We start from the raw sequence: 23738 nt of genomic DNA, 5'->3' as shown, positions 1-23738 counted from the left end.
ACCGACGCGGGGTGGAGCAGCTCGGTAGCTCGCTGGGCTCATAACCCAGAGGTCGCAGGTTCAAATCCTGTCCCCGCTACTCAGTACGAAGGCCCGGTTCCCCTTGGGGAACCGGGCCTTCGTCGTGTTCCCGGCCCGCCCTCACCCGATCGGCCCGGGCCGGGTCGCCGTACAGCCCCTGCTGCGGCCAGCCTTGAGGGGCGAGGCGGCAGCGGCCCGCACCCGTATGAGGGACCGGGCAGGAGAGCAGCGTGGTGGGCCTGGGGCAGCAGGGCGGCGAGTACGCGGGTGGCACCGGCAACGGTGCGGCCCGCCGAGTGGTCCGCGTGCTCCCGGCCGCGCTGATCGCGGTCGGACTGGCCTTCGACGTCCTGACCCCGCCCAGCTACACGGGGTCCCCCTTCTTCTCCGCGGCCCCGCTGATCGCCGCCCCGCTGTCCTCAATCCTGATCACGGTCCTCACCGGCATGCTGGCCTCGCTCGCGGTGCTCCTGCTGCACATCCTCAACAGCACCATCTGGAAGGTCGAGGCACTGACCGAGCTGGTGACCGTGGTGACCGTCTCCGGGCTCGCCGTCCTGATCAACCGGGTCGTACGGCGCAGCGGCGAGCAGCTCGCCTCGGCGCGCGGGATCGCGGAGGCCGCCCAGCGCGCCGTACTGCCGAAGCCCGCCGAACGCATCGCGGGCCTGCACGTCTGCGCCCGGTACGAGGCCGCGCAGGCGGACGCCTTCATCGGCGGGGACCTGTACGCCGTCCAGGACACCCCGTACGGAGTGCGGCTGGCGGTGGGCGACGTACGGGGCAAGGGGCTGGGCGCGGTGGAGGCCGTGGCGGTGGTCCTCGGGGCCTTCCGGGAGGCGGCGGAGACGGAGCCCACGCTCGAGGGACTGGCGCAGCGGCTGGAACGGGCGCTGGCCCGGGAGGGCACCCGGCGCGACAGCCTGGACGCGGTGGAGGGGTTCACGACCTGCGTGCTCGGCGAGATCCCGGCGGGAGCCCAGGTGCTGCGCCTGGTCAACCGGGGCCACCCCGAGCCGTTGCTGCTGTACGCGGACGGACGCCTGGTGGTCCTCGCCCCGGCGGAGCCCGCGCTGCCGCTCGGGATGGGGGAGCTGGCCGAGGCGTGGCCGGACCGGGTCGAGGAGTGGGCCTTCCCGACCGGGGCCACCCTCCTGCTGTACACGGACGGGCTGACCGAGGCCCGGGACGCGGCGGGGGTCTTCTACGATCCGGCGGCCCGGCTGAACGGGCGGGTCTTCCCCGGGCCCGGCGAACTGCTCGGCGCGCTCAGCAGCGATGTGCGCCGGCACACGGGCGGCGGCACGACGGACGACATGGCGCTCCTCGCGGTGGGCCGGCCGGAGGCGGGTCAGCCGGATCGGCGGCGCACCGTACCCGTGGTCACTCCGTGACTGTGTGTAAGTGAAAAAGTGCGCTCTGCAAGGTTTATGACGGCGCGTCAAGACGCAGATGTGGCCGAAGAGATATGGATCTTGGTTTATTTTTGCCCGAGTTAATCCGCTTAAGTGGCATTAGTGGTGGCCAAAGCGGCGCGCAGGGTGGCTGATTGCCGTTAACGATCAATCGCAACTGCTTGGAATCACTCCCCTCCGTCTATTACCGTTCGATAACGCAGCGCGGTCGTCCCAGCCGTCGCAAGAGGCGGCGCCGTGCGCGTGCGTGTCCCCATGAGGAGTGTGGCCCGGTGGCCTCCAACTCGCCTGCCCCCGAAGGCATCGAGCTCCAGGAAGCGCCCAACGCGGGCGCCTGGGGTGAATGGAACCCCACCGAGGACTCCGCCCGCCCGCCCCGCGGCAAGCACCGGGTCGTCAAGCAGCGCGGGGGACTTGCCCGCAGCTCCACCGTGCTCGGCGTCGGCGTCATTGCGGCGGTCGGCGCGAGCGGCATCGCCACCGCGCAGGACCGGCCCCAAGTCGCCATCTCCATACCCTCGTTGCCCGACTTCGGGCTGGGCGGCGCCGGGGGCGACGGGCAGCACGCGGACGCCGAAGGCCCCGCGGTGGACGCCGGAGCCGCCACGAAGCCGACCGGCATCATCGCGCAGCAGGCCGCCGGGCACGGCGACGCCGGCGCGACCCTGGTGGGCCGCATCCTCCAGCAGGCCGAGTCCCAGGAGAGCGCCGCCGACTCCCAGAACCGGGCGCAGGCCGAACGCGCCGCGCAGGAGGCCGCCGCCGCGGAGGCCAAGGCCCAGCGGGAGGCCGCCCAGAAGGAGGCCGACGACGCCCGCGTGGCCGCCGAGAAGGAGGCCAAGGAGGCCGCCGAGGCCAAGGCGGAGCAGGAGCGGATCGCCAAGCTCGCCGGCAGCTACTCCCTCCCCACCTCTGCCTACACCCTCACCTCGCACTACGGCGACGCCGGTTCCATGTGGTCCTCCGGCCACCACACCGGCCTCGACTTCGCCGCCCCGACCGGCACCCCCGTCAAGGCCGTCGCCGGCGCGAAGATCACCTCGGCCGGCTGGTCCGGGGCGTACGGCTACCGGATCGTGCTCGAGCTCGAGGACGGTACGGAGATCTGGTACTGCCACCTGTCCTCGATGTCGGTGACCTCCGGCTCGGTCGGCGCCGGCGAGACCATCGGCCGCGTCGGCGCCACCGGCAACGTCACCGGACCCCATCTCCACCTGGAAGTACGCAAGGGCGGCTCGACGATGGACCCGCTGGCGTGGCTGGAGTCCAAGGGCCTGAGCGTCTAGCGGGCGGTACGAGGACCCGCTCGGCCGGTACCGGCACGGGGACCGGCCGCGGCGGAAGGAGCTCCTCCAGGACCGCCGCCCGGGCCAGGGCGGGCCCCGCCGTCGCCTTGCGCAGCCACAGCCGGCGCAGCAACTCCCGCTCCCGGCAGGCGAAATCCGGCTCCCGCGCAGGTCCGCCCTGCCGGGCCCGGTGCCGCAGCAGGGCCAGCGCGGCCGCGTCCGCCTCGTACAGGGCGACCGCCCGGCCCGCCGCCCGGCCCCCGGTGCTCCGGGCCAGCGCACGGGCCAGCGACCGGGCCGGCATCGACACCAGGGCCGGCACCTCCGCCGGCCGCAGCCAGCCCGCGGCCGCGTACACCGCCAGCTCCCCGGCGACGGCCCGCAGCCGGCGCCGCCTTATCCGCACGGCCAGCCACAGCAGCAGCCCGAACACCGGGACCATCACGCAGCCGTAGACCACGTAGAACCCGTACTCCCCGAACCGCGAGGAGCTGTTCCACAGCGCGTGCAGGCCCATCGCGGTCAGCAGCCCGAGCAGCGGCAGCCCGATCCGGCGCAGCCGGCCGGCAGCGAGCGCGGCCGCGCCGAAGCCGAGCCCGGTGAGCACCGTGAACAGCGGGTGCGCGAACGGCGAGACCACGATCCGCACGAAGAAGGTCGCGGCCGTCACCGAGTCCAGCGGGGCGGCGCCGCTCTCCAGGTCCTCGCCGAAGGCATTGCCGAGGTAGAGGACGTTCTCGGTGCAGGCGAAGCCGGTGGCGGTGAACCCGGCCACCACGAACCCGTCCGCGGGGCCGGTGAACTGGCGCCTTCGGAACACGAACACCAGCAGCAGGGCCGCCGCCTTGGCGCTCTCCTCGACCACCGGGGCGACCGCCACCGAGCCGAGCCGGTCGGCGGCGGAGGCATCGGCGGTCGCCGCCGTTATCCACTCCGTCGCGAAGTCGTTGGCCAGTATCGCGATCAGGGCCGCGGTGCAGGCGCCCCAGCCGAAGCAGAACAGCAGCTGCGCCCAGGGGCAGGGCGCAGCCCGGCCGAGCCACCGGAAGGCCGCCATGAGCAGCGGCACCGGCAGCACGGCCAGCCCGAGGCCGACGAAGAACCCCGCGGTACCGGTCTGCTCCCGCACGAGTTCGAGGATCGCCAGCCCCGAAAGCGACAGCACGGCGAGCACGCACGTACGGACACCAGGGAGCGCTCGGAACACACGATGACTCTAGCGAGCCACTCTGACACGAGGAGTGACGATGGCGGTTCTCTACTCGTTCGGGGGCGCCTGGTGGCGGCGGGCGAAGAGCAGATCGTGCACGACGTGACCCTTGTCGAGGCCCTGTCCCTCGAAACGGGTGAGCGGCCGGAAGCCGGGCCGCGGCGCGTAGCCGCCGTCCGCCTGCGTGTTCTCGAACTCCGGGTGAGCAGTGAGCACTTCGAGCATCTGCTCGGCGTACGGCTCCCAGTCGGTCGCGCAGTGCAGTACGGCGCCGGGGGCGAGGCGGGTGGCGGCCAGGTCGAGGAACTCGGGCTGGATCAGCCGCCGCTTGTGGTGGCGGGCCTTGGGCCACGGGTCCGGGAAGTACACGCGGAGCCCGGCGAGGGAGTCGGCAGGCAGCATCTCGCGGAGCAGGATGATGGCGTCACCGTTGGCGACGCGGACGTTGTCGAGCCCGTTACGCTCGGCGAGCGCGAGCAGGTTCCCCTGGCCGGGGGTGTGCACATCGGCGGCGAGGATCCCGGTCGCGGGGTCGGCGGCGGCCATCTGTGCGGTGGCCTCACCCATCCCGAAGCCGATCTCCAGCACAACGGGAAGCCCGTCGAACATCTTCTCGAGGTCGATGACGGAATGCCCGTCGATGTCGAGCCCCCAGACTCCCCAGAGCCGCTTCAGGGCTTCGCCCTGCCCGGTGGTCACCCGGCTGCGCCGCGGCTGGAAGCTCCGGATCCGCCGCTCGTGGTGCGAGCCGGCCGGATCGGGGGCCGGCCCGTCGGGGAAACGGGGCTCGGTCCGCCACTTGGGGGGCACGTAGGAGTTCGCCTCCGGCGTGGCTTCCGGGGCGCTGGGCTGGGGGGTGAGGGACTCAGACACAATCCCCAGATTCTACGACCCCGCCCCCACCGCCTGCGGCCCTCGCCCACCGCCCCCACTCCCGGAGCCGGTCGCCCCCGGAGCCCGGCCGCCCCCGGACCCCGACCGGGGTCAGGACACCCGGAGGGTGGTCAGGGCGCGGCGGGCGATCTCGCGGCCGATCGGGAGCGAAGCCGTCGCGGCCGGCGACGGGGCGTTCAGGACGTGCACCGTCCTCGGCGCGTCCCGGATCAGGAAGTCGTCCACCAGCGTCCCGTCCCGCAGGACGGCCTGCGCCCGCACCCCGGCCCCGGCCGGAGCCAGGTCCGCCGACGAAACCCCTGGCAGGAGCCGTCGTACCGCTTCCGTGAAGGCCTGCTTCGACAGCGACCGGTGGATCTCGCCCACCCCGTACCGCCAGTGCCGCCGGGCCATCCGCCAGGATCCCGGCCAGGCCAGCTCGTCCGCGAGGTCCCGCGGCCGGACCACGCCCCACCCGTACCCCTCGCGGGCCAGCGCCGGCACCGCGTTCGGCCCGACATGGACCCCGCCCCCGATCCCCCGCGTCAGGTGCACGCCGAGGAAGGGGAACGCCGGATCCGGGACCGGGTAGACCAGCCCCCGGACCAGCGAGGGCCGCGCCAGGTCGTAGTACTCCCCGCGGAACGGCACGATCCGCATCCCCGGGTCGTCCCCGGCCAGCCGTGCGACCCGGTCGCACTGCAGGCCCGCGCAGTTCACCAGGACACGGGAGCGGACCACCAGCCCGGACGTGGTGCGGACCGCCACCCCCGACGCCCGCCGCGAGATCAGATCCACCGCCCCGCCGTACACGATCTCCGCCCCGGAGGACTCCGCCAGCTGCTGCGCCACCTGCCCGTAGTCCACGATCCCGGTGGTGCCGACGTGGATCGCGGCCAGGCCGCGCACCTCCGGCTCGTACTCCGAGATCTGCGCCGGGCCCAGCTCGCGCACCGGGATGCCGTTCTCCCGACCCCGCTGCACCAGCGCGTGCAGCCGCGGCAGCTCCTCCCGCCCGGTGGCGACGATCAGCTTCCCGGTGACCTCGTGGGCGATCCCGTGCTCGGCGCAGAACTTCACCATCTCGGCGGCCCCGCGCACCGCGAAGCGCGCCTTGAGCGATCCCGGCCGGTAGTAGATCCCGCTGTGGATCACCCCGCTGTTGCGGCCCGTCTGGTGGCGGGCCGGGCCGGACTCCTTCTCCAGCACCACCACGCGCGTCCCCGGGGCCAGCTGCGCCAGGGCATGCGCCGTCGACAGGCCGACGATGCCACCGCCGATCACCAGCACATCGCAGTCGACCCTGCCCACGCTGCCCACGCCGCCGCCCAAGCTGCCACCTCCCACCCCTGCATACTGCACCCCGCCACTGACAACGTGTTAAGGGGGTCTCCGGCGGATCATGCCCCGGCCCGGACCGCCCGGCACCACGCCTCGCCGGGTCGACGTCGGCCACCGATGTCCCCTGGCCGCCGCCGGGAGGCACCCCACCGCAGTGGCCGTCCGACCCCGATCCGCCCGACACGCCCTACGCGGGGGCCACCAAAAGCGGCCGGGCCCGCTCCCGCAGCTCCGCCACGCGCGGCTCGTCCCCGTACGGTTCGAGCCGGTGCAGCAGGTCCCGTACGTACTCGGTCGTCCGCGCCGACGAGATCCGGCCCGCGACCTCCACCGCCCGGGTGCCGGCCGCGCACGCCGCGTCCAGATTGCCCGACTCCAGCTCGGCGACCGCGCTCACCACCAGCCGCAGCCCGTGCGAGCGCACGTACTCCTCCGTCGGCCGCGACAGCGCCTGCTCCGTGAAGCGCCGCACCTGCCGCGGCAGTTTCAGGTCCCGGTAGCATTCCGCCGCATCCGCCGCGAAACGGTCGTACGAGTAGAAACCCAGCCACGTCGGATCCGGGTCGCCCTCCCGCGCCCGCTCCAGCCAGCCCTCGGCCGCCCGCAGCGCCGCCCCGGCAGCCGCCGAATCGCCCGCCTTCGCATGCGCCCGCGCCTCGACGAGCCGGAAGAAGCTCATGGTGCGGGCGGTGGCCAGCCCCCGGTTGCGCTCGACGGCCGCCTGCGCGAGGTCCACGCCCTCGTCCGGGAAGTCCCGGTACGTGGCCTGCAACGACATCGAGGCCAGCACGTACCCGCCCAGCGGTACGTCCGCGGCCGCGCGGGCCAGGCGCAGCGCCTGGATGTAGTAGCGCTGGGCCGCCTCCTGCTGGCCGGTGTCGAAGGCCATCCACCCGGCCAGCCGGGTCAGTTCGGCGGTCGCGCCGAACAGTGCGCGGCCCACGTCGTCGCTGTACGAGCCGAGCAGCAGCGGCGCCGCATCGACGCGCAGGCACTCGGGCACCATCGACGAACGCCAGTCCCCGCCGCCGTACTTGGAGTCCCAGCGGCGCGCGTCCTCGGCCGCCTCGCGCAGCTTGGTCACATCGCTGTGGCCCACGCGCTGCGGCGCCGGGTCCGACGGCCCCACGACGGCGGCGGGCACCGGCGCGGGCGGGGCGTGCGGCGTTTCACCCGAAGACTGCGCGGGCAGACCCGTTGACGAAGACGAAGACATCGGCGAGGCCGTCGGCCCCTGCGCCGGGGCCGCGGGCGCCGTGTTCGCCACCGGCTCGCGCGACGCCACGGTCTCGCGGGGCGGGGCGGGCTCGCGCGCCACCGAACCGTCCGCCGGAGATATCAGCCAGCGCGAGGCGGGCGTCGCGTACGCGGACACGGCGAAGGAGCCGGCCAGCGACTGCCAGATCCCGCCACCGCCCCGGCGCCCGGCGAGGTCCAGCCGGTAGAGATCGGTGGCCGAACGCACCGCCTCGCCCACGTCCCGCGGGAACGCCAGCCCGACCTCGGGCGCGGGGTCCGCGTCCGCCAGCCCGATCTCGTGCAGCGGCACCGGACGCCCCAGCTTCGCGCCGATCGCGGCGGCGATCAGATGCGGGGCCGCGCCCTGCGGCACCATCCCCTTGGACACCCACCGGGCCACCGACGTCTTGTCGTAGCGAAGCGTCAGGCCGCGCTGTGCGCCGAGGTCGTTGACCCGCCGGGCCAGCCCGGCGTTGCTGATGCCGGCGAGGGTGAGGACGGCGCCGAGCTTCTCGTTGGGCTCGCGGAGCTCCCTGGACATGCGCCACCCCTCGTCACACGCGGAACGCACACAACGCATACGCCGCCGAGGCATAGTTGCCCGGCATTTCGTAAACCCAGCGTAGTTCCCTGCCTCCCAAGCGTTAAGGCCCCGACTTCCGTATGGCGGGATTGTTGTCCGCCTGCACAGGCGGGCCGGGGCCCGCGCCGCGGGCGCACGTGCTCTCCCGTGCTCCGTGCGTGTGGCCGTGCGCCCGCCCGTGCGCTCTGGCCGGTCACCGGGCCCGGCGATTCGATGTGCCGTGCGTGGGTCGGCCCGCTGCGTGGATCCGGCGGGCCGGGGGATGCCGCTACCTCAATCCCCGCGGGTGGCGGAACGGTCCGGGGGGCGAATCCCGTCTCCCGGACCGCGCCCGCGCGCCGCTGCGGTCGGGCGCCCCAGCGCGCGCAACGGCACTCAGTACGGCCGAAGAATGGCCGAAACCGACCTATGGGGCGGTGGGAACGGAACGCCAAATACCGCGTGACCGAGGCGTGTTCGTTTGCACGTGCGCCCTCCTCGGTCACTCCCGCACGCCTGTCTCGTGGCAGCATGGACCCCGAGCCACCCGGGGTCCCGTCGGCCGCGCCCTCTGCGCTGACCAAGCCGTTCATGCCCCGGTCAATTGCCCACAGGCTGGGGAGGCGGCGGTGCGCTGGTTGGTCGGGTGGAGCAGTATCGCCGCGAGCTTCGGCACGGCCGGCCGGGTCTCCGGCCAGGGCGGACACGGCTCCGACGGCCCCTTGAACGGCGGCCCGGACGGACCCCTGACCGGCGGCATCGCGGACGCCGACCATCCGGCCGCCCAGGACGCCGAACGCACCGTCGTGCCCGTCGGCGCCCAACTGCTCTGGGGAGACCCCGACCCCCTTTGGGCCGTCGGCGACTGGCGCCCCGACGAGATCCGCACCCTCGCCGCCGACCCCGCAGACCCGTTCACCCGGCTCGCCGTCCTCGGCTGCTGCGGCGCCACCGACGCCGAGCTGCGGCGCGCGCTCCTCGCCGCCCGCGGCGGAGCCCTGCGCCACCTCACCCAGTGGTCCGGCAGCTACACCGCCGTCGTCCAGACCGGCCGCCGGATCACCGTCGTCGGCGACCTCGCGGGCGCGCGGCCCGTGTTCTACACGCCCTGGGCCGGCGGTACCGCGTACGCCACCGCCGCGCTGCCGCTCGCCGACCTCATCGAGGCACAGCTCGACATCGGCCATCTCGCGGCCCTGCTGGCCTGCCCCGACAGCCCGGAGGCACTGGGCGACGGCACACCGTACGTCGGCGTACGGCGCATCCCGCCGGGGCACGCGCTGATCCTGCGCGAGGGCTCGCGCGAGATCACCGGGTACGAGCCGGTGGCCTCCCTCGCGGTGGCCGCGCCCGCGGCCGATCCCGAGCGCGCGGTGGAGGGCGTACGGGAAGCATTGGTGGATGCGGTGCGCGCCCGGCTCACGGCACCGCGGCATGCCCCCGACACGCTGCCCCACGACCCCGGCCCGGTGCCCGGAATGGGCCCCGCCGACCGGCGCGCGGCCCGGGGCGCACCCGCACCGGTCCCCGGCGTCGGCGCCGACCTCTCCGGAGGCAGCGCCTCCGCAACCCTCGCCCTGCTCGCCGCCGGCCTCCCCGGCGCACCCGGCACGATCGTCAACCGCTCCGGCGAGCGCCTCCTCGCCGTCACCTTCAACGACCTCGCCACCCCCCAGGGCCGCGAGGCCGAACTCGAACGCGCCCGGGCCATCGCCGCCAACCCCCGGCTGCACCACGTGGTCGTGGCCGCCGCCGAGGAAGCCCTCCCGTACGCGGAACTCGACGGCCCCCTCACCGACGAACCCGGCCCCTCCCTCGTCACCGCCGCCCGCGAGCGGCGCCGGCTGGCGGCCGGCTCGGCGGACCACTTCGTCGGGCACGGCGCCCGCCAGGTCCTCGACGCGCACCCCGCCCGGCTGGCCGACCTCCTGATGGACCGCCGCCGACGCCACCTGCTGCGCCCGGTCGCCGCCCTGGCCCGCTCGGCGCCGGGCGACTCCGCCCTGTCCCTCCTGGTCCCGTTCTCCGTCTACTCCGCAGCCCGCCGGCTCGCCCGTACGCCGTACCGCGCGGGCATGGAGGCCGCGGCGGCCCGGCTGCGCGAAGGGGCCGTCGAGGGGGGCACCTCGAACCCGGTGGACGCCTCGCTGGCCGCCCTGACCTGGTCCCGCCCGGGCCCGGCGGCGGGCTGGCTGACGGGGGAGGCCCTGGTGGAAGTATCGATCCGCCTGGCCACCGCCGCAGGCCGCCCGCCCCTCTCCCTGCGCCCCGGCGAGGCCCGGGCCCGAGCGGCGCTGACCCGCCACGCGGCGGACCACCGAGTCTTCGAACAGGCCGTGGAGGTCCGCAGCCAGCGCCTGCACGCCCCGTTCCTGGACAACCAGGTCGTACGGGCCGCCCGCGCGCTCCCGGAATCCCTGCGCGTCCAGCCCGGTGCGCGGGCCGCGATCCTGCGCAGCGTCCTGTCGTCGGCGGGCGTACGCGAACTCCCGCCGGGCTGGGGCGCCACGGCGCACACCCCGAACGAAACGGCGACCCGCGTGGGCCTACGCGCAGCCCTGTCCTCCCTCCTGTCCTTGTTCAGTTCCCCTTTACTGGCGGACGCGGGCCTGATCGAGGCCCGGGTGGTCCAACAGGCCCTGCTGGACGCGGCGGAGGGACGTCCCGTCCCCCTGGACGGCCTCGCGGAGCTCGTCTCGATGGAGCTCTGGCTGGGCCGCCTCCTGGCCCGCCGGGGCACGTGCTGGACAGGCACGTCCACCCCCCGCCGCCGAGCAGTCCCCAAGGGCGTCCCCACCCCCCGCCCAGCCCTCTCCTGACCCGATCCAGCCCCGCCGCGCAACTCCGGCCCCAGCCGGCCCGAATCCGGCCCCGCCGGCGTGTGCGGCGCAGGGCCCGGGGGTAGTGCCCCGGCAACGGGGCCGCAGCGGCTCACCGGCAGCCCGCCGACTGGGCATGTCCAGCCCTGCGACCTGATCCGGCCCCGGCGGTGTTTGAGGCGCGGGGCCCGGGTCAGCGCCCCGGCAAAGGCGCCGCAGCGGCTCACCGGCAGCCCGCCGACTGGGCATGTCCAGCCCTGCGACCTGATCCGGCCCCGCCGGTGTTTGAGGCGCGGGGCCCGGGTCAGCGCCCCGGCAAAGGCGCCGCAGCGGCTCACCGGCATCCCGCCGACTGGGCATGTCCAGCCCTGCGACCTGATCCGGCCCCGCCGGTGTTTGAGGCGCAGCGGCTCGGGGGCAGCGCCCCCGCAACGGCGCCGCACCGGCTCACCGGCAGCCCGCCGACCCGGCGCCGACGGCACCCCGGGCGCAGCCGTCCGAAAGCCCCCGTACACCCCGGCCACGGGCAAGGCAGAATTGCCCGGTGCGGTATCTCATCCTCGGCGTCACCGAAGCCCGTGACGAGACCGGCGCCCCCCTCCCCATCGGCGGCGCCCGCTTGCGCGCACTCCTCACCGCCCTCGCGCTCCGCGCCGCGGTCGGCACGCGGAGCGCCTCCCCCTCCGCCGTCCCCGGCGCCACCGCCTCCGTCGCCGACCTCGTCGACGAGGTCTGGGGCGACGCCCCGCCCCAGGACGCCCCCGCCGCCCTGCAGGCCCTCGTCGGCCGGCTCCGCCGGGCCCTCGGCGGCCGGCACACCGTCCACGCCGGCCCCGCCGGCGGCTACGGCCTCGCCGTCGCCGACCGCGACGACATCGACCTGCACCGGTTCACCCGGCTCGCCCGCCAAGGCGCCCAGGAGCTGGCCGCCGACCCCGCCACCGCCGCCGGAACCCTCCGTACCGCCCTCGCCCTCTGGCGCGGCCCCGCCCTCGCCGACCTCCCCGAGCCCGCCCGTACCGCCCACGCCGCCGCCCCCGAAGCGCACCGCACCGCCGCCCTCCGCGCCCGGATAGACGCCGAGCTCCGCAGCGGCGCCGCCGACCCGGCGTCCCTCCTCCCGGAGATCGAGGCGCTGATCCAGGAGCACCCGTACGACGAGCCCCTGCGCGCCCACCAGCTCCGCGCGCTGCGCGCGGCCGGCCGCCCCGCCGACGCCCTCGCCGCATACGAGCGCACCCGCCGCACCCTCGCCGACGCCCTCGGCGCCGACCCCGGGCCCGAACTCGCCGCCCTGCACGCGGAGCTGCTCCGGCCCGCGCCCCCGGCACCCCCCGCGCCCCCGGCACCCCCCGCGCCCCCGGCGGCAACCGCACCCCCGGCGGAGCCGACCGGCAACCTCCGCCCCCGCCTCACCTCCTTCGTCGGCCGCGAGCCCGAACTGGCCGCCCTGCACACCGACCTGGCCCGCCTCCGCCTCGTCACCCTCACCGGACCCGGCGGTTCCGGAAAGACCCGGCTCGCCGAGCACGCCGCCTCCGCCCGCCCCGAACCCGGCTGGCTCGTCGAACTCGCCCGCCTCGACCACCCCGCCGCCGTCCCCGGCGCCGTCCTCAGCGCCCTCGGCCTGCGCGAGAACACCCTCGTGGCCCGCGAGAAGACCGCCGCCGCCGACCCCGCCGCCCAGCTCGTCGAGCACTGCGCGAACCGCCGCCTGCTGCTCGTCCTCGACAACTGCGAGCACGTCATCGGCGCCGCCGCCGAACTCGCCGAGCGCCTCCTCACCCACTGCCCCGGCGTCCGGATCCTGGCCACCAGCCGCGAACCCCTCGGTGTGCCCGGCGAAACGGTCCGCCCCGTCGACCCGCTGCCGCCCGACCCCGCGCACCGCCTCTTCGCCGACCGCGCCGCCGCCGTCCGCCCCGGCTTCACCCCCGCCGAGGACCCGGCCGCCGTCGCCGAGATCTGCGCCCGCCTCGACGGGCTGCCGCTCGCCATCGAGCTGGCCGCGGCCCGGCTGCGGCTGCTCACCCCGCGCCAGATCGCCGACCGCCTCGACGACCGGTTCCGGCTCCTGACCAGCGGCGCCCGTACCGTCCTGCCCCGCCAGCAGACCCTGCGCGCCGTCGTCGACTGGTCCTGGGACCTGCTGGACGAGCCCGAGCGCGCCGTCCTGCGCCGGCTCTCCGTCTTCGCCGGCGGCTGCGACCTCCCCGCCGCCGAGGCCGTCTGCACGGACGGCACCCTGGACGTCGCCGACGTCCTCGGCTCCCTCGTCGACAAGTCCCTCGTCCTCGCCACCCCGGGCCCGGGCGACAGCGGCATGCGGTACCACATGCTCGAGACCATCCACGAGTACGCCGCCGAACGCGCGGCCGCACTCGCGCCCGACCGCAGCGCCGCCGCACACCGCCACGCCGCGCACTTCCTGGCCCTCGCCGAGGAGGCCGAACCCCTCCTCCGCGGCGCCGCCCAGCTCCCCTGGATCCGCCGGATCGAGACCGAGCTCGACAACCTCCGCGCCGCGCTCCTGCACACCACCGAAACCGGCGCCGCCGAGACGGGCCTGCGCCTCACCCTCGCCCTCGGCTGGTTCTGGTGGCTGCGCAACTACCGCACCGAGGGCGCGGAATGGGCCGCGCGGGTCCTGGAGTCCCAGCCCGCCGAGCCGCTCGAGGGCACCCCCGAGTACTGGCGCTTCATGCGCACGCAGATGCTGCGCGTCCTCCTCCTCGCCGAAGGCCACGCGCCCGAGGAGTTCCGCACCCCGCAGAACATCGCCCTCGCCGACCACCTCCAGCAGGTCTTCCGGGACGGCGGCCCCGAAACCGCCCGCTTCCCCGGCATGCTCTGGCCGATGACCACGTTCCTCTCCGGTGACACCCGCGACGTCCGCGACGGGCTCGCCGAGACGGTCGACAACTGCCGCCGCCACGGCGGCGACTGGGAACTGGGCATCTCCCTCATGCTCCGCACCCACATCGCCATCGACCTCACCGGCGGCCTCCCGTCCGTCGACGCCGACCTCGCCGAACTGCACGAGATCGCCCACCGCGTCGGCGACCGCTGGACCCGTGCCCAGGTGGCGAGCGCCGCCGGCGAGGTCGCGCTCTCCCGCGGCCGGTACGACTGGGCCCGCGCCGAGTACGAGGAGTGCCTGCGCCTCGCCCGCGAGGTCGGGGCCCACACCGAGGTGCCCTTCGCCATCGCCCGGATCGCCGAGTCCGCCTTCTGCTCCGGGGACTTCGACCGCGCCGAACAGCTGCTGGCGGAGGTCGCCCGCGAAGTCGAGCCCTACGGCGGGGTGTACGACGTCCGGGCCTACGGCGGCATGCTCGCGGCGTTGCTCGCCCTCGTCCGCGGGGACCTCGGGCGGGCCCGTGCCGAGTGCGAGCTGGCTCGCGCCGCGTCCGAAAAGATCTCGGCGCCCCCGCAGCTCAAGGCCGGGCTCGACAACATCGACGCCGTCCTCACCGCCCGCGCGCACGGCCCCGAGGCCGGCCTCGCGAAGCTCGGGCCGGCCCTGGCCGCCTCCGTCGCCGCGCACTGCGCCGAGCGCGTGCTCGCCTCGCTCGCGGACACCGCGGCCGTCATGCTGGCCGCCTCCGGGCGCAGCGCAGAGGCCGTACGGGTGCTCGCGGCGGCCACCGTCTGGCGGGCGGACCACCCGCGCTCGGTCCCGGAACAGGCCGCCGTCGGCGGACTCCCGGACGACACCCGTGGTGTGCTTGGCCCCGATCGCTACAAGCAGGAGGAGGAGGCGGGCGCCGAGCTCTCCCCGGCCGAGGTGGTAACCCTTCTCACCGGCAGCTGATCACGGCGTCGGCCCAGCTCGACAGGGTCGGCAGACTGCCCTGCCCGGCCTGCTCCACCACCAGCCGCAATGTCTTGCGCCCGGTCAGGGAGACGTCGACGGCGGCGGCCGGATCCCCGTACCCGAGCGCGTCCGACCGCCACAGCCGCTGCCCGTCGGCGTACACCGAGAACCGCACCGTGCCGTCGGTGAACAGGGACAGGTCGTCCACCCCGGCCCGCGCCGAAAACGCCGTGCACTGCCGGTTGAGAGTGATCTCCACCGAGGAACGGGAGTTCACGGTGATCCCCTGCGCGAACCGCCGGTCCGCGATCCGCAGCCCCCACCGCTGCCACACCCAGCTGCTGCGCCAGGTCTGCAGCTCGGGACCGCTGTGGTCGCCGAACGCGGCGTGTTCGAGCCGCGCCAGCCGGAACCCCTGCGGGGGCTTCGGCACGGACGGAGACGGGGACGGCTCGGCCGGACTCCGGCTCGGTACGGGGCTCGGCGTCGGCGAGGGCTTCGGGGAGGGCGCCCGGGACACCGGCGGGGCCGGGGCCTTCGGCTTCGGCGCGGAGGGAGTCGGCGGCGCGGGAGTCGTGGGCGGCGCGGACGGTACGGAGCCCTGCGCGGCCGGCGGCTCCGCATCGGCCGGTGCCGAGGTGCGCGGAGCCGGGACCAGCGGCACCACGGGCGCCGCCACACTCGGCGCGGGCTGCGCCCGGACCCCCGGCTCGGGATCGTCCCCGGCCAGCGCGAACACCACCCCGGCGGCCGCGGCGACCGCGATCCCGGCGGCGATGGCGGCCTTGGCCGGCAGCCCGAGCCCCTCGGCCAGCACCGCGCCCCCGACCCCGGACCCGGCACCCCCGGCGCCGCCCCCGGCCCCGGCAGCCCCGGCCCCGGCACCCGCGGTCCCACCGGCGGCCCCGACCCCGGCGGCCCCGGCACCCGCCCCGGCACCCGCCCCGGCGGTCGACCCGCCCGAGGCCGCGGCGGCAGCCCCCGCGCCCCCGGCGGCAACGGCCCCGCCGGCCACGACCCCGGCCGCCTTCGCCGCGTACCCGGCGGCGAACCACCCGATGACCGCGACGGGCAGCAGCGCGGGAATGCCCGCGTTGACGTCCTTGAGCTCCCCGGCCGCCAGCCGGCACTTCGAGCACTTCTCCAAGTGCCCCCGCAGCCCCCGCTCCGCCCGCATCCGCAGCCCGCCGCGGGCATACGCCCCCAGCCGGTCCGCGTACCGCGCACAGTCCCCGCCCGAACTGAGGGCCGAGCTCACATGCGCCTGCAGATAGGCCTGCTTGAGCCCTTCCCGGGCCCGGCCGGCCAGCACGGCCGTCGCGTTGGCGCTCAGCCCGAACAGCGGCGCGATCGCACTCGGCGAGGCGTCCTCGACGGTGGTGTGCCACAGCACGGCCTGCCACCGCTCGGGCAGGCTCCGGAAGGCCTGCATGGCCAGCGACTGCTCGGCCCCGCGCATCGCCCGGACGTCCGCGCCCAGTTCGAGGGTGTCGTCTCCTGACAGGCCGGACATGCCGCCGCCGACCTCGGTCCCCGCGGCAGCCTGCTCCGCGAACACCGCGAAGTCCTCGACGAGATGCTCCCGCCGGGACGTCTTCGCCCAGGCCGCCGCGACCCGCCGCACCGTCGTCAGCAGATACGCGCGCACCGACTGGTCCGGCCCGGCCCCGCCCCGTACCGCCTGCAGCGTCCGGGCGAACACCTCCGCGGTCAGGTCTTCGGCCGTGTGCCCGTCACGGCAGCACGTCCGCGCGTAGCGCCGTACCGAATCGGCGTGCCGGAGGAACAGCTCCTCGTACGCACCGTCGTCGCCCCCGCGCATCCGGGCGATCAACTCGCCGTCCGACGGCGGCAGCTCGCCGCCGGAGCGCCTCGACGCCGCATGGCGCCCGCGCGGTTCGCGCTGGGCCGGGACCTGGCCTTCGGCCGGGCCGGTCGCCTCGGCCTCGCCGCCGGCACCACCGAACGCGCCGACACCACCGAGCGGCTCTTCCCGACCGTCAACGCTCATCGCGGAAGCCCCCGCCCGACACACTCACCCGGTACACCGTTCAAGCGTGTCACACGGGGGGCGCGCGCCGAACCCCTCTCCACGCCATCCACTCGTCCGGGCAGCATCCGGTCAATCCCCGTACCCGGCCCTCACTCTTTCGAGTGAGCGGCCGTTCGGGGAACCGTTCGACGAACCGGTCGGCGGGTGGAGCGGGCAGCCGCATGCACCCCTGCAAGGGCCTCCGCGAGGACTGCCTCCCGTACGGCTCAGACCGTCCGGGACCGCAGCCCTTCGAGCAGGATGTCGAGCAGCCGGGACGAAGCCGCCGCCTGCTGCGCCGCATCGGGCAGGGCCGGAGCGGCCGTCGCTATCACCAGCAGCACATCGGCCACCGTGACATCGCCGCGCAGCTCGCCCGCCTCCCGGGCGCGGTCCACCAGCCGGCCGACCACCTCGAGCAGCGCACCCGCGCCCGCGTCCTCCGAGGGCTCGTCCTCGACGCGAGCCCGCGAGCCCACGACGCGCAGCTCGGGAGCCCCGCCGCCGGTCATGCCGGCCTGCCGCTGGTGCGGAACCCGCGCCTTCTCCGCGTCCTCGACGCCGTCCTCGCCCGCCGGCCCGACCCGCAGCACCTGCGGCGGCAGCAGCCGCCCGGCACCCGAGGCCACGGAGGTGCGCAGGAAGCGCGACAGCGCCTGCCACGGCTCCTCCTCCTGGCCCAGCGCGGTCCTTGCCTGCTCGGTCAGCCGGGCGGTCTCTTCCTCGGCTATCCGGCGGACCAGGACGTCCTTGCTCGGGAAGCGCCGGTACACGGTGCCGACGCCGACGCGGGCGCGCCGCGCCACGTCCTCCATCGGAGCCCCGTAGCCCAGCTCGCCGAACACCTCGCGCGCCGCGCGCAGCACGTGCTCGAGGTTGCGCTGGGCGTCGACGCGCAGCGGCGTGGAGCGACCCACGCCGTGCGTGGTGCCGCCTGTCATCAGGCGACCGTCGCTCTCACTCGAGAGTGCGGTCGCAGAACCATGGAAATCGGAAATGTTCATATGTATCCCCCGGTAATCATTTGTCTCCCCCCGGAGACACTCCCCGCCTTCGCGCCGAGGCGGGCCACGGTCATGTGGGCCCCGGTCCTACTCCTCGACGAGATACGAACATAGTTGAGCCAGAGTCAATTCAGAAGAGGCAGCCCCGGACGGACCACCGCCCGATCGGAGCATTCACCCCCACTTTTCCGATCCAAGCCACCGGAATCACCCCGTCCGCACTGCCTGACCTGCGGAACTCCATCCCCGCTGCGGCCGTCCGACAGCCCCGTACCGGCATGCCCTCCGGTCACACAATGTGTCAGGCCTGTGGACAAACTCCCGGCCACGTTGCGTCATGGGATGGTGAAGGCTGCTAACTCCCGGGGCACGGCCCCCGGTACCCCGCCCCGCACGCGCATCCTCGTCGTCGGCGGGGGCTACGTCGGCATGTACACGGCTCTCCGGCTCCAGCGAAAGCTCAGAGCCGGCGAAGCCGAGGTCACGGTGGTCAGTCCCGAGCCCTACATGACGTACCAGCCCTTCCTCCCGGAGGCGGCCGCCGGCTCCATCTCCCCACGCCACGTCGTCGTCCCGCTCCGCCGCGTCCTCGGCAAGTGCCGCATCGTCATCGGCGAGGTCCAGCGCATCGACCACGCCAAGCGGACCGCGACCGTCAGCACCCTCGCCACCGCCGACGAGGGCACCGGCGCCCAGGAGCTCGAGTACGACGAAATCGTCGTCGCCCCCGGATCCGTCTCCCGCGCCCTGCCCATCCCGGGACTCGCCGACTACGCCATCGGCTTCAAGACCGTGGAAGAGGCCATCGGTCTGCGCAACCACGTCATCGAACAGATGGACATCGCCTCCTCCACCCGCGACCCCGCCCTCCGCGACGCCGCCCTCACCTTCGTCTTCGTCGGCGGCGGCTACGCGGGCGTCGAAGCCCTCGGCGAACTCGAGGACATGGCCCGCTACGCGGCCCGCTACTACCACAACGTCAAACCCGAGGACATGAAGTGGGTGCTGGTCGAGGCCAGCGATCACATCCTCCCCGAGGTCGGCCCCGAACTGGGCGTCTACACGATCCGCGAACTGCGCCGCCGGAACATCGACGTCCGCCTGGAGACCCTGCTCGAATCCTGCGAGAACCGCGTCGCCGTCCTCAGCGACGGCGCCCGCTTCCCCACCCGCACCGTCGTGTGGACCGCCGGCGTCAAACCGCACCCGGTCCTCGCGGCCTCCGACCTCCCGCGCAACGAGCGCGGCCGCCTCACCTGCACTGCCTTCCTCACCGTCGACGGCGTCGAGCACGCCTGGGCCGCCGGCGACGCCGCCGCCGTCCCCGACATCACCGCCGACAAGACCGGCGTCGAATGCGCCCCCAACGCGCAGCACGCCGTCCGCCAGGCCAAGGTCCTCGCCGACAACCTGCTGGCCTCCCTGCGCGGCGAACTCCTGACCGAATACGCCCACAAGTACGTGGGCTCCGTGGCCTCCCTCGGCCTCCACAAGGGCGTCGCCCACATCTACGGCCGCAAGCTCAAGGCCTACCCCGCCTGGCTGATGCACCGCACCTACCACCTCAGCCGGATCCCCACCTTCAACCGCAAAATGCGCGTCCTTGCCGAATGGACCCTCTCGGGCCTCTTCAAGCGTGAGATCGTCTCCCTCGGCTCCCTCGAACACCCCAGGGCAGAATTCGAACTCGCCGCCGGACACGGCCACAGACACGCCCCGCCCCCGCCCGCCCCCAACCCCCCGAAAGACAGCCAGGGCTGACGTTGTCAGTGCGGTCGGCCACACTGGACGTGTGACCATAGGTGGGCTCACACCTGCACACAGTGACATTCACCGTGACATCCACCGAGCGACACCGGCCAGCGACCGACCCCGAGAAGCACAGCGACCACTTGCGACACCACGAGGCTTGAACGCAGTGAACTTCACGCGCTGGAGCGCCCGTTTTCCCGGAACGCAGCGCCGCGCCGCCGCCCGGTCCGAACATGCCGCCGCCCAGGCCAAGCGGGGTGAGGGCGCCGTCCCGGCAGCCCGCGGCGCCGCCGCCCGCCCGGCAACGGCGCCGGACGGCTGCCCTGCCGACCCCGCGGACTCCACGGTCTGCGGCTCGGGCACCGGCTCGGGCTCAGGCACCGGCGTCCTCGCCGCTGTGCCCTCCCTCGACGAGCTCTCCGTACGGGAGGTCCTCGGCCGGCTCCCGGCCCTCGTCGCCCTCGTCCACGGCCCCGAGCACCGCGTCGCCTACCTCAACGACGCCTACACCGCGGGCTTCGGCCCCCGCCCCATCGGCGCACCCGCCCACGAGGCCCTCCCCGAACTCGGCGAACTCGGCCTCCTCCCGCTCCTCGACCAGGTCCAGCGCAGCGGCAAGCCCCGTACCGCCAAGAACCGCACCGCACCCGGCGGCGCCAGCTCGTACACGGTCACCTGCACCCCCGTCGAGTTCCCCAAGGCCGACACCGAAAGCGGGACCGACCCCCACCACACCGGGGTCCTCATCCACCTCGCCGACGTCACCGACCACGCCGAAGCCGTCGAACGGCTGCGCGCCAGCGAGCGCCGCCAGCGCGAAGCCGCCGTCACCCTCCAGCGCTCCCTCCTCCCGCAGGAACTCGAACAGCCCGACGACCTCCGCATCGCCGCCACCTACCAGCCCGGCGGCACCGAAGCCGCCGTCGGCGGCGACTGGTACGACGTCATCACCCTCGGCGCCGGCCGCACCGCCCTCGTCATCGGCGACGTCATGGGCCGCGGGGTCCGCGCCGCCGCCGTCATGGGCCAGCTGCGCACCGCCGTCCGCGCCTACGCCCGCCTCGACCTGCCCCCGCACGAGGTGCTCCAGCTGCTCGACGGGCTCGCCGCCGAGATCGACGCCAGCCAGATCGCCACCTGCGTGTACGCCGTCCACGACCCCAACGAGGGCCTCCTCGCGTACGCCTCCGCCGGCCACCTCCCGATCCTCGTCCGCGACGAGGACGGCACCGTACGCCGCGCAGCCGACCCCACCGGCCCGCCGCTCGGCACCGGCGGCTGGCTGCACACCTCGGGCACCATCGCGCTCGGCCCCGGCTCCACCGCCGTCCTCTACACCGACGGCCTGGTCGAACGGCGCGGCGAGGACATCGACGAGGGCGTCGCCGCCCTGGAACGCGCCCTCTCCGGCGCCCAGGGCACCCCCGCCGTCATCTGCGACCGCCTCATGCGCGCCCTCGGTGTCGACGCCGACCACGACGACGACGTCGCCGTCATGGTCCTCCAGCAGCCCGCCCGCACCGGCGCCGACGCCGAGCTCTTCCACAACGCCGCCCTGGAACTCCTCGGCGGCATCGAGGCCGCCCCGCGCGCCCGCGCCTTCGCATCCGGAGTCCTCGCCTCCTGGCGCTTCCCGGTCGAACTGTGCGACCTCGGCGTCCTCGCCGCGAGCGAGCTCGTCGCGAACTCCCTCCAGCACGGCACCCCGCCCATGCGGCTGCGGCTGCGCCGCACCGACCGCCGCCTGATCATCGAGGTCACCGACGGGGACGACCACCTCCCGCGCCGCCGGCGCGCCGAACCGGCCGACGAGACCGGCCGCGGCATCTCGATCATCGCGACGATCGCCTCCTCCTGGGGTTCGCGCCGCACCCCGGGCGGCGGCAAGGCCGTCTGGTGCGAGTTCGCCCTGCCGGTCAAGTAGCGGGTAGGGGAAAGGCCCGGTCCACGGGGACCGGGCCTTCCTCATATCTCCGAATATCTCCGACGCGGGCACGTATCCCCTACGCGGGCACGCGCTCCGGCTCGGCGACCTTCACGGCCACCGCCGGCACCGCCTCGCCCTTCAGCAGCGACGGCCTGTCCTGCACCGGGTTCAGCTGCTTGCCGAGCCGCAGCGCCAGCAACGCGATCCCGAGCGAGACCACGACGAACACCCCGATGTAGAGCATCGGCACCCCCGCACCGAGCGGCACGCCCAGCGGTCCCAGGGCGAGCGCCATCTGCTTGACCAGCGCGAAGGCGGAGTTGTACTGGCCCACGGAGCCCTCCGGCGCCAGGTCGGCCACCAGCGGGGCCAGGGTCGGCGACAGCATCGCCTCGCCGATGCCGAAGAGCGCGTACGTCGTGATGAACGCGGCGGCGGCCATCATCGCGCTGCCGTGCCCGAGGCCCGAGAACCCGGCGATGACCCACGCGACGGTCCAGATCAGGCCGACCAGCGCGATCACGCGGGACCGGCGGCGCTTCTCGACCAGCTTCAGCACGACGAACTGCGCCACGACGATCGCGCCGGTGTTGGCGGCCAGCGCGAAGCCGAGGGTGGACGGGGAGATCCCGGCGGCCTCGGTACCGAAGGCGGCGAGCCCGGACTCGAACTGCCCGTAGCAGGCGAAGAAGATCACGAAGCCCAGCACCAGCAGCTTGACCATGGCCTTGTGCTCGAGCAGCCGCTTCCACGCGCTGCCCGCCCGGGATTCGTCCCGCGGCACGGCGTCCTTGATGCTCGGCGCGTGCGGCATCCGCACGGTGAGGATGACACCGGCCAGGACCAGGAACATCACGGCCTCGATGCCGAACAGCAGGGTGAAGCTGGCGGGCCGGCTCTCGTCGACGATCTGGCCGCCGATGAGGCCGCCGATGCCCAGGCCCAGGTTCTGCATGAAGAACTGCAGGGCGAAGGCGCGCGTCCGGGTGCCCGGGGTCGAGCACCACACGATCATCGTGGCCAGCGCCGGCTGCATGACGGCCTGCCCGGCGCCGAGCGCCAGGGCGGACAGCAGGATCGGCACGATGCCGGTGGAGAGCCCGAGCGACAGGGCGCCGGCCGACGCGGCGACGGCCGCACCGATGACCACGGGGACGGGACCCCGGCGGTCGATGACCCGACCGGTGAGGGGCAGCGCGACCAGGGCACTCACGGCGAAGGCCACGAACGCACTCGTGGCCGCCATGGAGCCCAGACCTCGCACCTGCGCCACGTAGATGTAGAGGAACGGAACCGTGAAACCGATGCCGAACGCGGTCAACGCGTTGCCGGCCTGGATCCGCCGCATCGCAGCGCCCATCACCTTGGTCACTTCTCACCTGCCTTAAGAACTGAAGTCCGAAGACTTCATAGCTAAACTTCGATCCTTAACTCTACACATCGAAGGAGTTAGACGCCAACGGGCTCATGCGATACTTCGAACCATGGGTGACACCCCCGACGGCACTGCGCCCGTCCATGAGCCGAGCCTCGACGAGCAGATCGCCGTCTATCAGCGCGAGTTCCAGGACCTCGATCCCCAGGTCGAGAAGGTGGTCTCGGCACTGAGCCGGCTGAACCGCCGCATGAACGTCGCGTACGGACGCCAGACCGCCGCACTGGGCATCAGCAACGCGGAGTGGGAGGTCCTCAAGGCCCTCGTCATCTCCGGAGCCCCGTACCGGATGGGCCCGAGCGAGCTCGCGAAGCAGCTGGGCCTCACGCCGGCGGCGATGACCCACCGGATCGACCGCATGACGGCGGAGGGGCTGGTGACGCGCGAGCGGGACGAGTCCAACCGCGTCCGCGTGATCGTGGAGCTCACGGACGAGGGCCGCAGCAAGTGGCTCGACGCCATGCGGGCGGCCACGGTCTTCGAGGAGGACCTCCTCCAGGACCTCTCCACCGCGGAACGCGGCGTGCTGGGCGACATGCTCACCCGGTTGCTGGACCGCGTGGAGGACCTCCAGTCGCGCAGCTGACGGGCCCGCCAGCTGCGGGGTTGACACCGGCCCCGCGGGTCCGTAAGGTTCTTCGAGTTGTCCCTGAGCCGGAAGGTTTTGGCGACAACGAATCCCGCCGCCTCGTTGCGGCACCCAACTCAGCACGATCTCCCACCGGGAACGAATTCGGCATGCCCGAATTAATTTCCGAAGGCCGATTATGAATCGACCGGGAAATCCACTAGAGTTCAGGGAGTCGGAAGGGCCCAACAGCCCGGAAGGCAAACCCCGCTGACTGGGGGTCAGGCCCGAAAGAGTCTGATAGAGTCGGAAACGAAGAACGAAGCCCGGAGGAAAGCCCGAGAGGGTGAGTACAAAGGAAGCGTCCGTTCCTTGAGAACTCAACAGCGTGCCAAAAATCAACGCCAGAAGTTGATACCCCGTCCACTTCGGTGGAT

14 protein-coding genes and 1 tRNA gene are annotated in these 23738 nt (G+C 74.0%); 8 read left to right on the top strand and 7 right to left on the bottom strand.

Annotated elements, in window-relative coordinates; genetic code table 11:
• Window positions 1-5 precede the first annotated feature (5 nt).
• The 3 genes from AB0M76_RS00075 to AB0M76_RS00065 all read left to right on the top strand — a co-directional run bounded on the left by AB0M76_RS00075 (window position 6) and on the right by AB0M76_RS00065 (window position 2722).
• Window positions 6-79 (top strand) — tRNA-Met (locus tag AB0M76_RS00075).
• Window positions 80-260: 181 nt separating this feature from the next.
• A complete protein-coding gene (locus AB0M76_RS00070; protein ID WP_365951359.1) occupies window positions 261-1415 on the top strand; it encodes a PP2C family protein-serine/threonine phosphatase in 1155 nt (384 codons plus the stop codon).
• A 293-nt stretch (window positions 1416-1708) separates the two neighbouring features.
• Complete coding sequence (locus AB0M76_RS00065) at window positions 1709-2722, top strand: M23 family metallopeptidase (RefSeq protein WP_365950737.1); 1014 nt, start codon at window positions 1709-1711, stop codon at window positions 2720-2722.
• Here AB0M76_RS00065 and AB0M76_RS00060 read toward each other — a convergent pair.
• The 4 genes from AB0M76_RS00060 to AB0M76_RS00045 all read right to left on the bottom strand — a co-directional run bounded on the left by AB0M76_RS00060 (window position 2631) and on the right by AB0M76_RS00045 (window position 7926).
• Window positions 2631-3929, bottom strand: a complete 1299-nt coding sequence (locus AB0M76_RS00060; protein WP_365950736.1) for a PrsW family intramembrane metalloprotease — start codon at window positions 3927-3929, stop codon at window positions 2631-2633. The genes AB0M76_RS00065 and AB0M76_RS00060 overlap by 92 nt on opposite strands.
• 51 nt (window positions 3930-3980) lie before the next feature.
• Window positions 3981-4742, bottom strand: coding sequence for a tRNA (guanosine(46)-N7)-methyltransferase TrmB (gene trmB, locus AB0M76_RS00055; protein ID WP_365951358.1), 762 nt, complete (start codon window positions 4740-4742; stop codon window positions 3981-3983).
• A 174-nt stretch (window positions 4743-4916) separates the two neighbouring features.
• On the bottom strand, window positions 4917-6137 hold the full coding sequence (gene lhgO / locus AB0M76_RS00050) for an L-2-hydroxyglutarate oxidase (RefSeq protein ID WP_365950735.1): 1221 nt from the start codon (window positions 6135-6137) through the stop codon (window positions 4917-4919).
• A gap of 196 nt (window positions 6138-6333) precedes the next feature.
• Window positions 6334-7926 (bottom strand): sporulation protein, encoded by a 1593-nt coding sequence (locus AB0M76_RS00045; protein ID WP_365950734.1) that lies wholly within the window; start codon window positions 7924-7926, stop codon window positions 6334-6336.
• Window positions 7927-8576: 650 nt separating this feature from the next.
• Between AB0M76_RS00045 and AB0M76_RS00040 the strand changes: the two genes are divergently transcribed.
• Both AB0M76_RS00040 and AB0M76_RS00035 read left to right on the top strand, forming a co-directional pair.
• Window positions 8577-10766: an asparagine synthase-related protein gene (locus AB0M76_RS00040; protein ID WP_365950733.1), complete on the top strand. Its 2190-nt coding sequence runs from the start codon at window positions 8577-8579 to the stop codon at window positions 10764-10766.
• A 544-nt stretch (window positions 10767-11310) separates the two neighbouring features.
• Window positions 11311-14580 carry a BTAD domain-containing putative transcriptional regulator gene (locus tag AB0M76_RS00035; RefSeq protein ID WP_365950732.1) on the top strand — a complete coding sequence of 1090 codons (3270 nt, stop codon included), beginning with the start codon at window positions 11311-11313 and terminating at the stop codon, window positions 14578-14580.
• Here AB0M76_RS00035 and AB0M76_RS00030 read toward each other — a convergent pair.
• A complete protein-coding gene (locus AB0M76_RS00030) occupies window positions 14567-16594 on the bottom strand; it encodes a sigma-70 family RNA polymerase sigma factor (protein ID WP_365950730.1) in 2028 nt (675 codons plus the stop codon). The two genes, AB0M76_RS00035 and AB0M76_RS00030, sit on opposite strands and share 14 nt — an antisense overlap.
• A 248-nt stretch (window positions 16595-16842) precedes the next feature.
• A complete protein-coding gene (locus tag AB0M76_RS00025) occupies window positions 16843-17619 on the bottom strand; it encodes a helix-turn-helix domain-containing protein (RefSeq protein WP_365950729.1) in 777 nt (258 codons plus the stop codon).
• A gap of 342 nt (window positions 17620-17961) precedes the next feature.
• Between AB0M76_RS00025 and AB0M76_RS00020 the strand changes: the two genes are divergently transcribed.
• Window positions 17962-19380 (top strand): NAD(P)/FAD-dependent oxidoreductase, encoded by a 1419-nt coding sequence (locus AB0M76_RS00020; RefSeq protein WP_365950728.1) that lies wholly within the window; start codon window positions 17962-17964, stop codon window positions 19378-19380.
• A gap of 157 nt (window positions 19381-19537) precedes the next feature.
• Window positions 19538-21295, top strand: coding sequence for an ATP-binding SpoIIE family protein phosphatase (locus tag AB0M76_RS00015; protein WP_365951357.1), 1758 nt, complete (start codon window positions 19538-19540; stop codon window positions 21293-21295).
• Between the two features lie 79 nt (window positions 21296-21374).
• On the opposite strand, the gene AB0M76_RS00010 is transcribed toward AB0M76_RS00015, so the two are convergent.
• Window positions 21375-22670: an MFS transporter gene (locus AB0M76_RS00010; protein WP_365950727.1), complete on the bottom strand. Its 1296-nt coding sequence runs from the start codon at window positions 22668-22670 to the stop codon at window positions 21375-21377.
• Window positions 22671-22782: 112 nt separating this feature from the next.
• Here AB0M76_RS00010 and AB0M76_RS00005 point away from each other — a divergent pair, with 112 nt between their 5' ends.
• Window positions 22783-23319 (top strand): MarR family transcriptional regulator, encoded by a 537-nt coding sequence (locus tag AB0M76_RS00005; protein ID WP_134073164.1) that lies wholly within the window; start codon window positions 22783-22785, stop codon window positions 23317-23319.
• Window positions 23320-23738: the final 419 nt, after the last annotated feature.

The organism is Streptomyces sp. NPDC051364 (assembly GCF_040682115.1).
Lineage (GTDB): Bacteria > Actinomycetota > Actinomycetes > Streptomycetales > Streptomycetaceae > Streptomyces.
The sequence above is the reverse complement of the archived record's forward strand: the minus strand, read 5'-3'. Positions and strand labels throughout refer to the sequence as shown.

Excerpts from the sequence above, each read along its gene's own strand:
- AB0M76_RS00045 (WP_365950734.1), bottom strand. The coding sequence starts at position 7,926 with ATGTCCAGGGAGCTCCGCGAGCCCAACGAGAAGCTCGGCGCCGTCCTC.
- AB0M76_RS00030 (WP_365950730.1), bottom strand. The coding sequence starts at position 16,594 with ATGAGCGTTGACGGTCGGGAAGAGCCGCTCGGTGGTGTCGGCGCGTTC.
- AB0M76_RS00025 (WP_365950729.1), bottom strand. The coding sequence starts at position 17,619 with ATGAACATTTCCGATTTCCATGGTTCTGCGACCGCACTCTCGAGTGAG.
- AB0M76_RS00020 (WP_365950728.1), top strand. The coding sequence starts at position 17,962 with ATGGTGAAGGCTGCTAACTCCCGGGGCACGGCCCCCGGTACCCCGCCC.
- AB0M76_RS00005 (WP_134073164.1), top strand. The coding sequence starts at position 22,783 with ATGGGTGACACCCCCGACGGCACTGCGCCCGTCCATGAGCCGAGCCTC.